The following is a 14,805-nucleotide window of genomic DNA, read 5'->3' as shown; positions in this document are numbered from 1 at the left end:
AGAGTCGTGTTTCTGTGGTTTTGTTAATCTAAAGGATACTCATCTACTAATTCTCCTAAAGCAAAAAATCTTTTTCCTGTACTAGAAGAAAAATAGCAGGTCATCAAAGAAATTATTGGACTACCTCTTTCATCTGCCTTTTCGTCAGAGAGCATTTCCATAGCAGTGTCAGGAACTACAACTGTATCATAAATTTGGTATTCATAAATTTTGTCTCCATCTGATATATATACATTACTTCCTATTTCAATATCCATTAAACTTCCAAACAACAAATCTTTTTTCTTCATCTTGTGACCTGCTAGAGTATAGTTCCCAAACCCAAAGGATTGATCTGGTTTCATGGTAGCAGCACCAGCTAAAAGATTAGCATCAGATAAGCCCTTCATTATTGGAAGATTAATATCCAAATCAGGAATTAATAAGGTTCCAATTACTAATTCCTTATTAAAATTCCTAGATCCTTTTATTATAGATTTTATATCCACATCCTCCACTGCAGAGAAATCAAATTCTACTTCTAAGGTATCATTTTCATTATTAGCCTTTAGGGTTTCCTTTGAAATACTATCATCTACTATGGATTTACTATAATATTTAACTATTTGTTCTGTAATAAATGGAGTTAATAGAAATAACATTCCAATTACGATTAATAATATGGGGATTATTTTCTTCACATTTAAGCCTCCGCTATATTACTTTACCATCATTATATCATAATCTTTAAGGGATAAATACAAGAAACTCTAGCCTTCAATATAAAACATACCCCCTATATCCCTATTGTGATATAATTGTTCTAAACCATATTACATAAGGAGTGATAGGATGAGTATTCTTATAAAAAATATAACCCTAGTGCCTATGGACGGCAAAGAAGAGGTATTGAAGAATACAAACATCTATATTGAAAAAGATAAGATAATTCATATAGGTGAATTGAGGGATGACATAGAGGTTACTAGAACCATAGACGGTAAAAACAAAATAGCTATGCCAGGGCTAATAAATGCCCATACCCATATAGGTATGTCCCTATTAAGAAATTACGCTGATGATTTACCATTACATGAATGGTTAACTCAGAAAATATGGCCAGTAGAGGCCAAGCTTACAGCAGAGGATGTATACTGGGGCTCCCTTTTAAGCATGGTAGAGATGATACAATCGGGAACTACTGCCTTCTGTGATATGTATTTTTTCATGGATGAAGTAGGGAAGGCCCTAGAAGAAGCTGGTATTAGAGGAGTTTTAACCCGAGGACTTATAGAAGAACCTGGTAAAGGTGAAGAAAAACTACAGGATACAAGAGACCTATATAACAACTGGAATGGAAAAGGAGAAGGAAGGATTAAGGTGATGGTAGCACCTCATGCACCTTATACTTGTAGTCCTACCTATTTAGAGAGAATAGCAGATTTGGCCAAGGAACTAAATACGGGCATTCATATACATCTATCGGAAACCAAAAAGGAAGTAGAGGATAGCTTCAATCAACTAGGGAAATCCCCTATTAAACATGTATACGATGTAGGACTATTTGAATTGCCTACAATAGCAGCCCATTGTGTCCATGTAGACGATGAAGATATTGAAATATTAAATAGAATGGATGTAAGTCCAGTAAACAATCCTAGCAGCAATCTAAAACTTGCCAGTGGTTTTTCTCCTGTAGATAAGATGCTCAAAAGAGGAATCTCTGTGGCATTAGGAACTGACGGTTCATCAAGCAACAACAATTTAAATATGTTTGAAGAGATACATTTAGCAGCTATTGTCAACAAAGCAGTCAACATGGATGCCATATCTGTACCAGCTATAGATGCTCTAAAAATGGCTACCATAAATGGAGCCAAGGCATTACTTTGGGATAGAGAAATTGGATCCATAGAAGAAGGCAAAAAAGCCGATATAATATTAATAGATATAAACAAACCCCATCTATATCCTCTTCACAACATAATATCGCTACTAGCCTATTCCGTACAAGGCTCCGATGTGGATACGGTTATAGTAGATGGTGATATAATAATGGAAAATAGGGAGATAAAGACATTGGATGTAGAGAAGATAATGTTCAACACAGAAAGAGTTGCTAAGGATTTGGTCAATAGATAAAAATAATTAGCACCATAACCTTATTAACCCCTCGTTATTTTTGTAGTATAATTTAGTAAAGGGGGGACCGTTATGTCCTATAGAGGCATAGATTTAGATGAGGATATAATTCGTAAAAATAAAATACCTTTATTAGTAGAAGATGATAATTGGCAAGAATTATTTGGGGATATTGTCAATAAGAACATTCAACAGATTAAGGAAAAATTAATGGAATTGATGGAAAAGGAAAGGGAATTAGATAGATTATCTAAAAAGCTTCAGAAGGATAAACTCCATGCTATGAAGATGATTTTAGGAATATCTGATGCAGTAAACAATGAAAACAAGATAGAAAATGTAGACTTGTTAGATAAATATAAACAAAGAATTGAAGATATAAATGCAGATCTAGATGATATAATGTATCAATTAGAGATTATTCCCCAGGACATAAGGAAGATGAACTTTGATCTTCTAAAGGCTACGGTAGAATATGGATATAAAGAGCTTAAAGTGAAGGAAAAGAAGCTAAACTCCGTTACGGAGGAGTTAGAAATTTTAAGGGAAAGATTAAAAGAATTGATAAATAAAAAACACGATTATGAAGAATGGATAGATGCAACTTACTCCTTCCTACATGGTATGTTAGGAAGTCAAGAGATGGAAAAATTAGATGAAAAGATATTAGATAAGGGAGAATCCACATGGTTTTAAGCAATGGGGTAGATATAGTAGATGTCTATAGAATAGAAGAAATTATGAAAAACAAGAAAGACAAATTTTATATGAAGATATTTACGCCTGACGAGATAAAATATATAGAGTCTAAAAATGACAATCCTCAGACTGTAGCAGGTATTTTTGCAGCTAAGGAAGCTATAAGCAAGCTACTAGGCACAGGAATAGGTAATGTTAATTGGAAACATATAGAGATCCTTCATAGTAAAAAAGGGAAGCCTTATGTAAAACTATATAGTGAAGGGATGAAGGTTTGTAACCAATTAGGTATAGATGAACTTCATCTATCCATATCCCATGAAAGAGACTATGCCATTGCTTTTGCAGTAGGCTATGGAAAAAATATGAAGGTGTTAGTACCAGAGTATATTAAAAGAATACTACCTAAAAGAGAGGAAGACTCTCACAAAGGAACCTTCGGTAGAATTGGCATAATAGCAGGTAGCAAGGGGATGACAGGAGCAGCTTATATGTCCTCCATGGCTGCATTAAGATCTGGTAGTGGGCTAGTTTATACTATTGTTCCAAGGAGTTTAGGAGAAATTCTATCTATAAAATTAACAGAAGCGATAATAAAGCCCATAGAGGATCAGGATACTGGGTACTTTACTATGGATTCTGTTCAGGATATTATGGATATAATAAAAAACATGGACGCTATAGCCATAGGACCAGGCATAGGTGTTGATGATGAAAGGGCAGAACTTTTAAGGAGTATACTATTAGAGTACGAGAACCCTATAGTTGTAGATGCAGACGGAATTAATTTAATCTCTTTAGACCCTACTGTTTTATTTGACAGGCAAGGCCATACTATAATTACACCTCATCCAGGAGAGTTATCCAGATTGCTAGGGGTAAGTATTGGAGATATTCAAAAGAATCGATTGGAATATTCTAAACTTACATCAAATAAATATAATGTAATAACGGTATTAAAAGGAGCAAATACCCTAGTAGCTAGCACAAGAGGAGATATATATACTAATTTTACAGGAAATCCAGGCATGGCTACAGCTGGTAGTGGAGACATATTAACAGGTATGATTGCCAGCTTCATTGGGCAAGGAATAAATCCCTATGATGCTGCCATATTAGGTGTATATTGTCACGGATTGGCAGGGGATTTGGCTTCTAGAGATAAAGGGGAATATGGTATGATTGCAATGGATATTTTAGACAGTATTCCCTATAGCATTAAAAAACTAGGAGAATAAGCCACTAGATATTTATAACTGATATAATATTCAAAAAATTCATACCCTAAAGAAGGATTTTGCCCCCAAAAGATGAATATTAAATATATAATAATATACTTTTTATACGTAGTTGACAGGGGGGATTATATGCAAGCTTTAGATTTGACTAGACCAGTATGGGCGGAGATAAATTTAGATAATTTAGCTCATAATATTAGGGAAGTTAAAAGAATTACCAAGGAAGATGTTTTAATCACAGCAGTAATTAAGGCAAATGCTTATGGACATGGTTCTGTAAACGCTGCTAAGGCTTTTTTAGCCGGTGGAGCTGATGGATTAGCAGTGGGAACTTTATCAGAAGCTATTGAACTAAGAAAAGCAAATATATATGTACCGATACTTGTCCTCGGGTATATTCCCGTGGCCCAATATCCTTTAGCTCTAAACTGGGGTATTACTCAAACCATATATAATTATGAAAGTGCTAAAGTTCTTTCTCAGGAGGCTGTAAGCTTAGGTAGACGGTCAACAATCCATATAAAGATCGATAGTGGTATGGGCAGATTAGGATTTTTGCCTGACGAGGATTCAGTAGAGGATATTATTAAAATAGCTAAACTACCTAATCTAGAAATAGAAGGCATATATAGCCACTTTTCAAGGGCAGATGAGATGGATAAACAATATACAAGATTACAATTTGAAAAATTTATGTATATAGTAAAAAAATTAGAGGAAAGGGGGCTTACTATACCTATCAAACACATATCCAATAGTGCTGCAATCATAGATATTCCTGAATACAATTTGGATATGGTTCGAGCAGGTATTATGTTATATGGCTACTATCCTTCAGAAGAGGTAAATAAGGGCAGGGTAACTTTAAAGCCAGCAATGACCTTAAAGGCGAAGGTATCCAATATAAAGAAAGTGCCTAAGGATACAAATATTAGCTATGGTGGGATATATGTTACGAAGAAAGAATCAACAATTGCTACTATCCCCATCGGATATGCTGATGGATTTACCAGACTTTTAACCTCAAAGGCAGAAGCATTTATTAAAGGACAGCGAGTACCGGTAGTTGGCAAAATCTGCATGGATCAATGTATGCTAGATGTATCGGAAATAGAAGATGTAAATATAGGTGATGAAGTGGTAATATTTGGATATGAGGAAGATCAACCTACTGTTGAAGAAATAGCCACTAAACTGAATACCAACAGCTACGAAATAATATGTATGGTAGCACGAAGGGTTCCAAGAGTTTATATGGAAGATGGCAAATTAATAAATATAGTGGATTATCTATTGGATTAATTGAATAAATCTTAGTTAATGTTGACACAATTAATGTAAAGAATATATAATTGAAGTATATTGTTTTATATTAGGCTTATTTTGTGTTTTGTCATAGTAACATTTGCTTGGGGGTGCAAACTTAATGGCTGAAACTAAGAGGATTATGGTTAATCTACCAAATAGCTTGGTGGAGGAAGTGGATTTTATCGTTGCTATGGAAAAGAAAAACAGGAGTGAATTTGTAAAAGAGGCAATGAAACTATATATTCGAGAGAAAAGAAAAGTTGAGGTTTATGAACAGCTTAAAGATGGATATGTAGAGATGAGTAAGATCAATCTAACCCTTGCTGAGATGGGGCTAGAACAAGATATGGTAGAGTTAAATGTTTACGAGGCAAAACTTACGGGGTGTGAAAAAATGTGATCGTTAAAAGAGGAGATGTTTTTTATGCTGATTTGAGTCCAGTAATTGGCTCAGAACAAGGTGGAGTAAGGCCAGTTCTTGTGATTCAAAATGATATAGGGAACAAATATAGCCCTACTATTATCATAGCAGCTATTACATCACAAATTAATAAGGCAAAATTACCTACCCATGTAGAAATCAACGCTCCTGAATATGGACTACCTAAGGATTCCGTGGTATTATTAGAACAGGTGAGAACTATAGATAAAAAGAGACTGCGGGAGAAAATTGGCAGATTTAATGATGAGATGATGGCCAAAGTAGACGAATGTTTAAAAATAAGTTTAGGATTGATAGATATATAAAAATAAGCATATTTTAACATGCTTATTTTTTATTTGTTAAAATGGATTTGAAACATCTCCAATCTGTAGTATAATTTAATGAAGGAATAATTCCTCAAGGCTTAATAGAAAGGTGGATTTACTATGAAAGAAGATATTACTTATATATGTAAGTTGAGTAGTAAGCTTACGGAAAGGGAAAAGGAAGACTTTCTAAATGTGTTTAATGAAGTATTTAGTCTTGACTATGATATGGATTGGTTTAGGTGGAAGTACATGGACAATATCTATGGAGACTCCTATATGGTTTTGGCTTATCAAGGGGATAAGGCTGTAGGTGCTCGTAGCTTTTGGAGAAATGATATTGATGGTCATTTGTGCTATCAACCTTGTGACACTGGAGTAGTTAAAGAAGCTAGGGGAAGAGGTATATTTTCTAAGATGACTTTGATGGCATTGGATGAAACTAAGGATGGATTTATATACAATTATCCAAATGATAATTCAAGGCCAGGGTATTTGAAACTGGGCTGGAAAATTAATAAATATTATTATATGAAACTGGTAATGAGTAATAAGAACTTAGAAGAAGAATCAAAGTATATCGAAGATGACTACTTGCTGTGGAGATTTGCTAAATCTCCAATAAACAAGTATTTTTATTGCGAAAAAGGTGGACAATCTTATCTGTTGGTTAATCGTAAAAATAACATTTATTATGTATTGGGTAGGTTTAAGTCTGAATATGGCAAGTACTTTACAAAGGTAAATTCCCCTATTCTATTTAACTATACCACTAAGGAGACTATGATGTATAAATTGTTTAAAAACAAAGCAACCATTGTATCCTTTGAGAGAGAAGGCCAGGACAGTAGCAAAATAGACATTCCAATATTTAAAGGAGATCATTTTTAATGGCTATTTAAGGAGGATGAAAAATGATTAGGGATAAGTTGAAAAGGGTTATTATACTAGTAGTGGCAGTATCATTAATATTAGGTGCAACGGTGGTATTTTCTGAGCCAGGTTCAGAAAATGATCCATTAGTATCTTTAAGTTATTTAGAGAAGAGACTAGAACAGCTAAAGCTTTATATGGATGAGAAGCTAGAAGGTAATTCCAGCACTTCCTCTATCAAAATGGAAGTAGTTGAAGTAAATTCCGGTCAATCCATAATTGGAAGATCTGGTACGGAGATAATTCTTAGAGGGGGAAAAGCAAGGATTATTGCTGGTGAATTAGGAGGTTTATCCGACGTAACCGATGGCAAAGATCTAAGTATGGATATACCCGTTCCACCAAATCATCTGCTCATTGTTCCTAGAGACGATGGAAGAGGGGCCTATGCCATTACCGATGCTATATTTTTAGTTAGGGGAGATTACGAGATTAGATAAGAATAAACAGAGGATGTGGATATTATGCTAAAAAAAATAATTAAAATCATATTAAAATATCCTATTATGTTAGTAAACAATATATATACCTACCACTATTATAAGAAAAGCTCTAATAATGAAAACTATGAAATAGATGATATGATTGGAAAGGATGAAAGAATAGTAGTATTCTCTCCCCACGTAGATGATGAAACTATTGGTTTGGGAGCCACTATATTGAAACATAAAAAGGCAAACCATCAGATGACCTTAGTATATTTAACCGATGGTGGAGGAAGTACATCTAATCTTTCACGGGAAGACCTGATACAATCTAGGAGAAAAGAAGGGGAAAAGGTAAAGGATATCTACGGTTTTCATAGAGTTTACTTTTTAGATCAGATAGATGGGAATTTGGATTCATCTAAAGATGAATTGATAAGTACCATTGCCAATCTATTATCTGAAGAAAAGCCTACCATCATATATACTCCATTTTTACTAGATGGGCATAGGGATCATGTAGAAACTACTAGATCCATCATGAAGGCACTAAAAATATGGAATAGGGATTTTGATAAAATATACATGTATGAAGTCAATTGTCCCATAGCACCAGAGTTGGTTAATAGCATTAGTATCATGGATGAGAAACTTTATGATGAAAAAGGTCATATGTACCATATTTTCGACTCTCAATGGGCCATGGATTTCAATGCCTTTAGGCTATTGGATAGAAGAAAAAGGTATATTGCAAATAGAGGGTACGGAGCAGAAATATTTGTAAAAGTGGATTTGGACATCCTTATTCAAATAGAAAAAGCCTTGGAGGAACAAGGTTTTAAGCCAGAGGAATTTAGGCAGTTAAGCAGTAGGTATAATCTGCTATTTGCCTTTAGAACCAATAGGGGCTTAAAAGAAGATTATAATCGTCAGGTAAAAAACATACTACAAGTAGATTTACAAAACAACAAATAATTATAGGATAGAAAAATCTATTATGATATAATACTCTATGTGTTATAATCCGTTTATGGAAGGAGGGAAGCTCTAATTAAGGGCTAATTATAATGAAAGTTCTTCATTTAATCAGTGGTGGAGATACAGGAGGAGCCAAAACCCACATTATTTCGTTAGTGAAAGAGTTAAATAAATTAATAGACGCTAAAGTTATATGCTTCATAAGGGATACATTTTACTACGATGCCTTAGAAGCTGGTATCAATATTGAAGTATTTGAGCAGAAGAAAAGATCTGATATGTCAGTGATAGGTAGGTTAGAAGATGAAATAAATAGAGAAGGCTACGATATAATCCATTGTCATGGAGCAAGGGCTAATTTTATTGCTATGTTCTTAAAGAATAAAGTGAAAAAACCTATGTTAACTACTATACATAGCGACTATAAATTGGATTTTAAGGACAATTTTTATAAGCGAATAGTCTATACTGCCATCAACTCAATAGCTTTAAAAAGTTTTGATTATTACATAGCCATATCCAATACCTTTAAAGAGATGATGGAGAGTAGAGGCTTTAAAGGTGACAAAATATTTACCGTTTATAATGGAATCGATTTAGAAAGCCATATGGACTATGTACCAAAAGAGGAGTTTTTAGAAAGGTATGATATTCCTGGAAGAGGGAAGCTTATAGTTGGGATTATAGCTAGGTTGGACGCAGTGAAGGATCATGAAACCTTCATAAAGGCAGCAAATAAGGTAATACAGAAGAGGAAAGATGTGATATTTTTAATTGCTGGAACAGGTAATGATGAAAGACGACTTAAATTACTAGTAGAGGAGATGGGAATAGGGGATTATATTTATTTTTTAGGCTATGTAGAAGACCAATATTCTTTCTTCAATACAATAGATGTAAATGTATTGACATCTATTAGTGAAAGCTTTCCCTATGTAATTTTAGAAGGAGCAAGGCTAAAGAAAACTGTTATCAGTACCAATGTAGGAGGTATAAACCAGCTTATTAAGAATGGATACAATGGCTGGCTAATCGATGTAGGTGATAGCAATGCTTTAGCTGAAAAAATAATTTTTCTTATGGAAAACCAAGAGGACATAAAAACCATGGGAGAAAATCTATATGAAAGCGTAAGACAAAACTTTTCTTCCAAAAATATGGCTGAAGAACACCATAAAATCTACAAACAAATATTGGAATGTAGGAGGTAGTAAGAATGAAGATTATAAATGAAAAGGGAAAATTATTTGGCATAATAAATATAATTGACCTTATAGTATTGTTGGTTATAGTATTGTTAGTTGGTGGTGGTGTTAAGCGAATGAAAAAGAACCCAGCTGCCGTAGCTGAAACTAAGAAAGCCCTTATTACTATAGAAGTTTCAGATATTAGGACTCCAACCGTAGATGGAATAGTTGTAGGAGATCCTCTATACCATTATGATAAAGGTGAAAAAATCGGTGAAATAGTAGATAAAAAAATAGAAGCCTATAAAGAGCCAGTTGAAAGTGGAGATGGAAAGTGGATATTAGCAGAAGTTCCAGAAAAGTACGTAGTTCTTATGACTGTAGAGGCCGAGGTAAAAGAAAATCCTGATGTGGTAATTGCAGGAGGAGAACAGATTAGAATTGGAACCCAATTCAAATTAAAGAATAGAAATGTTGCAGTTTTAGGCACTATCCTTGGAGTGGAAGTAGAATAGGGAGTAGGAGTGGTTTATATGTACAACAGTGTAGTTGTCAATGTATTGGCCAATATATGGCGTGTTTTAGCTGAAGGATATCAATACAGCCTTTTAAAGAAATTCAATCATTTTGTTGGCAGCGGTATTAAAAAACTGTCCAAAGGCTCTAATGTAGTTAAACTATTTACTTCCAATAGAAGCTTAATAGAGGAGAGCTTTTTGTACCAAATATACTGTAAGATTGTTGATGTTATAAATAAGATATTTATTGCATTAAGAAGAGGAATAAACAAGAATAATCCCGGAAGCATTATATACAATACGGTATACAATCTGTTTCAGGGTGGAGTACAGGTACAGAGGACTTTTTATGTTTTTTTCCTTTCCTTTGGTATTGGGATTATAGTAAACAATGTGATAAGGGGCTTTTTTGCAGGTAAATCCTATATAGTAGCCTTGGCTTTAATATTTGCGTCCATTGTAGGGCTGAAGGTTAAGGATGATTACGAAGGAATATTAAGGGGAAGTCATTTTTGTGCCTTTATGAGAAGTGTATTTACTATTGATGAGGGAGTGAATCAGTGGTGGTAGAGCGAATAAATAACAAAGAATTAATTCTCCCTGTAGGCTTAGGCATAATATTTTCTCTAATATACTATAAATTGCCTTTAAACTACTTTATGTTTTTATTATTAGGAACTATAGGAATAGCATTAATACTTTATAATATAAAAATAGGTATATATTTGGCTGTGCTCATATTACCCTTTATGCCTGATATGTTAAACCTATTGTATTTAATATTCTTAGTAGGGGTTTATTTTTATAAAGCTCTGTTCAAAAAGATAAATCCTTTAACTAAGGAGTCTATAGATATACCCATTATAGTCTATGCATTGCTCATTTTAATCTCAACTATTACATCTATCGACCCCTCTGGTAGTTTTAGGGACTTAGCAATCCATTTTACAGCTATAGGATTTGTATTGGTAATAGTTAACAATATCAACACAAAAGAAGATTTTAATATATTTGTGACATTTTTAGTCATTGCTGCTACATTGGTTGCACTATATGGTCTATACCAATATAAAGTTGGGGTGGAAATGGAGGACAAATGGGTAGATGCAGTAAACAATCCAGATGTAAAGACTAGGGTGTATTCTGTTTTTGGGAATCCAAATATTTTAGCAGAATATTTGATAATGATAATTCCCATTTCTGCATCTTTATTCTGGTATTCCAAGAAAATTCACAAAAAAGCTATATTTTTAATCACTAGTCTAATACTAACCATAGCCTTAGTTTTAACTCTATCAAGAGGAGGATGGGTTGGATTTGCTTTTGGAATATTTATATTTATAATATTGATTGAGAAAAAATTACTATTGTCTATAATCCCAATAGTTTTGGCAGGTGTATATTTTTTACCTCAGAGTATTGTTAATAGGATTTTAACCATTGGGAATTTAGGCGATTCATCTAATGCATATAGAATTAGATTATGGAAGATTACTTTAGAGATTATACGAGATAACTGGCTAGTAGGAGTAGGGTTTGGATATATTCCTTTTAAGACAACCTTTGAGACCTATATAAGGACTATGCCCGCTTACCACTCCCACAATACCTATTTGCAAACTATGGGTGAAATGGGTATCCTGGGCTTAATAGTATTTATTATGTTAATATTTGTACTATACAAATACGGCATCAAAAGACTTATGAAACAAGAAGATAGATATATAAGAACTATGGCAGGAGGAGTCCTTGCAGGACTAGCCGCTTTGCTAGCCCATGGAGCCGTTGAAAGTGTTTTATATCTTCCTAAAATCATAATTACTTTCTGGACACTAGTTGGTCTTATACTAGCCCTTATGCGAATTTCAGGTGAATCCAAGGAGATTAGTTAAAAAGGAGAATATATATGGGTGTAGATAATAAAATACTAGTTTCTGGTTATTATGGATTTGATAATAGCGGTGATGATGCCATATTAAAAGCCATAGTTAAAGATATAAAAGAAATTGAGGACAATGTGAAGATAACAGCATTATCTAACAATCCACCCTATACAAAGAAGATATACGATATAGAGGCAGTAAATAGATTTGGTATCAAGGGTGTAGTTAGGGCTATTAGGGATTGCGATCTGTTCATCAGTGGTGGAGGGAGTCTATTGCAGGATGTTACCAGTACTCGTTCTCTACTTTACTATATAACCCTTATGAAACTAGCCAAATTATTTAATAAGCCTGTTATGGTATATGCTAATGGAATAGGTCCAATCAATAGAAACATAAATAGGGTTTTGACTAGAAAGATTCTAAACAAAGTGGATTTGATTACCTTAAGGGACGAGGATTCTAAAATATTCCTTAAGGAATTAGGAGTTGAAAATGAAAATATCCATATAACGGCTGATCCTGTATTTACTTTAGAGCCTACAGAGGAAGTTGCAGTATTGAATATTTTAGAAAAGGAAGGCATACCCCTTAATAAGCCCTTAATAGGGGTTTCTGTTAGGGAGTGGAAAGGTGCTCATAGGTTGGTGGAGAACATGGCTAAATCCATAGACTACATTATGAATAAACACCATGTTGATGTAGTTTTAATACCTATGCATTATCCAGAAGATCTCTCAATTAGCAACGATATTTTGAGCAGAGTAGAGGGAAAGGACTGTCATGTTTTATCCAATAAATATAGTGTAGAAGATATTATGGGGATTATAAATAGATTAGAAATGATAATTGCCATGAGACTCCATTCTTTAATATATGCAGCAAGTCAAGGTGTACCAATGGTAGGCATCATATATGATCCTAAGATAGAGGGTTTTTTAAGGTCTATAGATATGGATCACATGTGTCCAGTGGAGGATATGGATTATGATGAACTAATTGAAAATATTGATTATGTATGGGATAATAGAGAGCAGTTAAGAATCAGACTTGAGGAAGTGGATCAACACATGAGATATAAGGCCCTTGAAAATGCTCATATGGCCTTGGATCTTTTAAAAAAGTAGGTGATAGTTTGGATAGCATAAGGATATTTGGCGTTAGAGTTGATAATGTAGATTTAGATGAAGCAACCAATAGAGTAGAAGTATTTTTAAGGGATGAGGGTTTAAAAGCCATATTTACTCCCAACACGGAGATAATTATGGCCTGTAAGGAGGATCAGAAGTTAAAGGATATTGTCAACTCTGGAGACTTAATAATCCCCGATGGCATCGGGCTCATACATGCCTCCAATATAAAGAAAAAGCCTCTTAAGGAAAGAGTTACTGGCTTTGATTTATCTATAAAAATTCTTGAGATAGCTAATAAAGAAGGATATAGTTTATATCTTCTAGGAGGTAAGGAAGGAGTAGCCAAAGAAGCTGGTGAAAATATTACAAGGAGGTATCCAAATATAAAAGTAGTAGGATACCACCACGGCTATTTTAAAGGTAGCCATATAGGATATAAGGATCATCAAGAGGAATTGGATATTATACATAATATCAATAATATGAAACCGGACATTATATTTGTAGGTCTAGGATTTCCTAAACAGGAGCTTTGGATAGATGAAAATAAGGATAGGCTCCATTCTAAGGTTATAATAGGTAATGGAGGTACGATGGATATAATATCGGGAAATGCTAAAAGAGCACCAGAATTTTTTCAAAGACTAGGGCTAGAATGGTTCTATAGATTGATAACAGAACCCTCCCGCATTAAAAGGCAATTGGTATTGCCTAAATTTATGCTACAGGTATTGTTCTCTAAAGATGTAATTGAATAATATAGGAGGTTTTCTATGAGGGATAAAACTTGGTACAGAAATGTAGTATCTATATTGGGTTTAAGCGTAGGAGTATTATTATTGGCAATAGGGCTAATCTTTTTTTTAGAACCTAATACCATAGCCCCTGGTGGAGTAACAGGATTTGCTATAGTATTCAAAAAGATTACCAATGTACCCGTATATCTGACAAACTTGGCAATAAACATACCTCTATTCATCGTAGGAGTTATCATATTAGGTAAGAATTTTGGTTGGAAGACTCTGTATGCTACTGCATTATTATCTTTTTTTCTTAAGATAATACCTCCTCAGGCAGTAACACCAGATCTATTGCTAGCATCAATATTTGGTGGGCTAGTATCGGGTATTGGTTTGGGTATTGTATTTAAATCCGGTGGTACAACAGGAGGAACGGATTTGGCAGGATCCATACTTAATAAGATGTTTCCATCCCTAAGTATATCTACATTTATGATGGGTATAGATATAATAGTTGTGGCTTTTGCTGGAATAGTGGATAGAAAAGTAGAAACTTCCCTATATTCTATTATAGCTTTATTTGTAACTATTAAGGTAATAGACCTAATATTAGAAGGTATAGGATATTTAAAAGGTTTTCTTATCATCACAAATAAGCCAGAGGAGATTAGTGAAAGGATAATGAAGGATTTAGATAGAGGGGTAACTCTATTTAAAGGAAAAGGCATGTATACAAAAGAAGATAAAGATGTGCTACTATGCGTAGTAAATAGATCTCAATTTACAAAAACTAAGGAAATAGTAAATAGTGTAGATAAAGATGCTTTCATTATGGTGACGGAAATGTCCGAAGTTTTAGGTGAAGGATTTGAAGAAATAGAAAATCAATAGG

17 protein-coding genes are annotated in these 14,805 nt (G+C 33.9%); 16 read left to right on the top strand and 1 reads right to left on the bottom strand.

Annotated elements, in window-relative coordinates:
- Positions 1-23 precede the first annotated feature (23 nt).
- A complete protein-coding gene (locus C3E88_RS05340; RefSeq protein WP_236909136.1) occupies positions 24-680 on the bottom strand; it encodes a class A sortase in 657 nt (218 codons plus the stop codon).
- A gap of 151 nt (positions 681-831) precedes the next feature.
- Between C3E88_RS05340 and C3E88_RS05335 the strand changes: the two genes are divergently transcribed.
- The 16 genes from C3E88_RS05335 (at position 832) to C3E88_RS05260 (ending at position 14,804) form a co-directional block, all read left to right on the top strand.
- Entirely contained in the window at positions 832-2,121 is a 1,290-nt protein-coding gene (locus C3E88_RS05335) for an amidohydrolase (RefSeq protein WP_236909135.1), read from the top strand.
- 72 nt (positions 2,122-2,193) lie between these two features.
- Entirely contained in the window at positions 2,194-2,817 is a 624-nt protein-coding gene (locus tag C3E88_RS05330; RefSeq protein ID WP_236909134.1) for a hypothetical protein, read from the top strand.
- Positions 2,808-4,058, top strand: coding sequence for an NAD(P)H-hydrate dehydratase (locus tag C3E88_RS05325; protein ID WP_236909133.1), 1,251 nt, complete (start codon positions 2,808-2,810; stop codon positions 4,056-4,058). The genes C3E88_RS05330 and C3E88_RS05325 overlap by 10 nt, the downstream gene beginning before the upstream one ends.
- 129 nt (positions 4,059-4,187) lie before the next feature.
- Entirely contained in the window at positions 4,188-5,360 is a 1,173-nt protein-coding gene (gene alr, locus C3E88_RS05320; protein WP_236909132.1) for an alanine racemase, read from the top strand.
- Positions 5,361-5,484: 124 nt separating this feature from the next.
- Positions 5,485-5,766, top strand: coding sequence for a CopG family ribbon-helix-helix protein (locus tag C3E88_RS05315; RefSeq protein ID WP_236909131.1), 282 nt, complete (start codon positions 5,485-5,487; stop codon positions 5,764-5,766).
- Positions 5,763-6,113, top strand: a complete 351-nt coding sequence (locus C3E88_RS05310) for a type II toxin-antitoxin system PemK/MazF family toxin (protein WP_236909130.1) — start codon at positions 5,763-5,765, stop codon at positions 6,111-6,113. The genes C3E88_RS05315 and C3E88_RS05310 overlap by 4 nt, the downstream gene beginning before the upstream one ends.
- A gap of 123 nt (positions 6,114-6,236) precedes the next feature.
- Entirely contained in the window at positions 6,237-7,007 is a 771-nt protein-coding gene (locus C3E88_RS05305) for a GNAT family N-acetyltransferase (RefSeq protein WP_236909129.1), read from the top strand.
- Positions 7,008-7,030: 23 nt separating this feature from the next.
- On the top strand, positions 7,031-7,489 hold the full coding sequence (locus tag C3E88_RS05300; RefSeq protein ID WP_236909128.1) for a hypothetical protein: 459 nt from the start codon (positions 7,031-7,033) through the stop codon (positions 7,487-7,489).
- A 24-nt stretch (positions 7,490-7,513) separates the two neighbouring features.
- Positions 7,514-8,449, top strand: coding sequence for a PIG-L deacetylase family protein (locus C3E88_RS05295; protein ID WP_236909127.1), 936 nt, complete (start codon positions 7,514-7,516; stop codon positions 8,447-8,449).
- 92 nt (positions 8,450-8,541) lie between these two features.
- Positions 8,542-9,663 (top strand): glycosyltransferase family 4 protein, encoded by a 1,122-nt coding sequence (locus tag C3E88_RS05290; RefSeq protein ID WP_236909126.1) that lies wholly within the window; start codon positions 8,542-8,544, stop codon positions 9,661-9,663.
- Between the two features lie 5 nt (positions 9,664-9,668).
- Complete coding sequence (locus C3E88_RS05285) at positions 9,669-10,154, top strand: DUF4330 domain-containing protein (protein WP_236909125.1); 486 nt, start codon at positions 9,669-9,671, stop codon at positions 10,152-10,154.
- An 18-nt stretch (positions 10,155-10,172) separates the two neighbouring features.
- Entirely contained in the window at positions 10,173-10,727 is a 555-nt protein-coding gene (locus C3E88_RS05280) for a hypothetical protein (RefSeq protein WP_236909124.1), read from the top strand.
- A complete protein-coding gene (locus C3E88_RS12435; protein WP_236909123.1) occupies positions 10,721-12,049 on the top strand; it encodes an O-antigen ligase family protein in 1,329 nt (442 codons plus the stop codon). The genes C3E88_RS05280 and C3E88_RS12435 overlap by 7 nt, the downstream gene beginning before the upstream one ends.
- A 14-nt stretch (positions 12,050-12,063) precedes the next feature.
- Positions 12,064-13,167 carry a polysaccharide pyruvyl transferase CsaB gene (csaB, locus tag C3E88_RS05270; protein WP_236909122.1) on the top strand — a complete coding sequence of 368 codons (1,104 nt, stop codon included), beginning with the start codon at positions 12,064-12,066 and terminating at the stop codon, positions 13,165-13,167.
- Between the two features lie 8 nt (positions 13,168-13,175).
- Positions 13,176-13,931 (top strand): WecB/TagA/CpsF family glycosyltransferase, encoded by a 756-nt coding sequence (locus tag C3E88_RS05265; protein ID WP_236909121.1) that lies wholly within the window; start codon positions 13,176-13,178, stop codon positions 13,929-13,931.
- A 15-nt stretch (positions 13,932-13,946) separates the two neighbouring features.
- Entirely contained in the window at positions 13,947-14,804 is an 858-nt protein-coding gene (locus C3E88_RS05260; protein ID WP_236909120.1) for a YitT family protein, read from the top strand.
- Position 14,805: the final 1 nt, after the last annotated feature.

The organism is Clostridium sp. Cult3 (genome assembly GCF_021655115.1).
GTDB lineage: Bacteria > Bacillota > Clostridia > Tissierellales > Tepidimicrobiaceae > PPXY01.
Note: the sequence above shows the minus strand (reverse complement) of the source record. Positions and strands in the feature narration are given on the sequence as shown.

Bases quoted from the DNA above. Each gene is read 5' to 3' on its own strand.
- C3E88_RS05290 (WP_236909126.1), top strand. From the start codon at position 8,542: ATGAAAGTTCTTCATTTAATCAGTGGTGGAGATACAGGAGGAGCCAAA.
- C3E88_RS05325 (WP_236909133.1), top strand. From the start codon at position 2,808: ATGGTTTTAAGCAATGGGGTAGATATAGTAGATGTCTATAGAATAGAA.
- C3E88_RS05295 (WP_236909127.1), top strand. From the start codon at position 7,514: ATGCTAAAAAAAATAATTAAAATCATATTAAAATATCCTATTATGTTA.
- C3E88_RS05335 (WP_236909135.1), top strand. From the start codon at position 832: ATGAGTATTCTTATAAAAAATATAACCCTAGTGCCTATGGACGGCAAA.
- C3E88_RS05330 (WP_236909134.1), top strand. From the start codon at position 2,194: ATGTCCTATAGAGGCATAGATTTAGATGAGGATATAATTCGTAAAAAT.
- C3E88_RS05285 (WP_236909125.1), top strand. From the start codon at position 9,669: ATGAAGATTATAAATGAAAAGGGAAAATTATTTGGCATAATAAATATA.
- C3E88_RS05280 (WP_236909124.1), top strand. From the start codon at position 10,173: ATGTACAACAGTGTAGTTGTCAATGTATTGGCCAATATATGGCGTGTT.
- alr (WP_236909132.1), top strand. From the start codon at position 4,188: ATGCAAGCTTTAGATTTGACTAGACCAGTATGGGCGGAGATAAATTTA.
- C3E88_RS05300 (WP_236909128.1), top strand. From the start codon at position 7,031: ATGATTAGGGATAAGTTGAAAAGGGTTATTATACTAGTAGTGGCAGTA.
- C3E88_RS05305 (WP_236909129.1), top strand. From the start codon at position 6,237: ATGAAAGAAGATATTACTTATATATGTAAGTTGAGTAGTAAGCTTACG.
- C3E88_RS05260 (WP_236909120.1), top strand. From the start codon at position 13,947: ATGAGGGATAAAACTTGGTACAGAAATGTAGTATCTATATTGGGTTTA.
- C3E88_RS05315 (WP_236909131.1), top strand. From the start codon at position 5,485: ATGGCTGAAACTAAGAGGATTATGGTTAATCTACCAAATAGCTTGGTG.
- csaB (WP_236909122.1), top strand. From the start codon at position 12,064: ATGGGTGTAGATAATAAAATACTAGTTTCTGGTTATTATGGATTTGAT.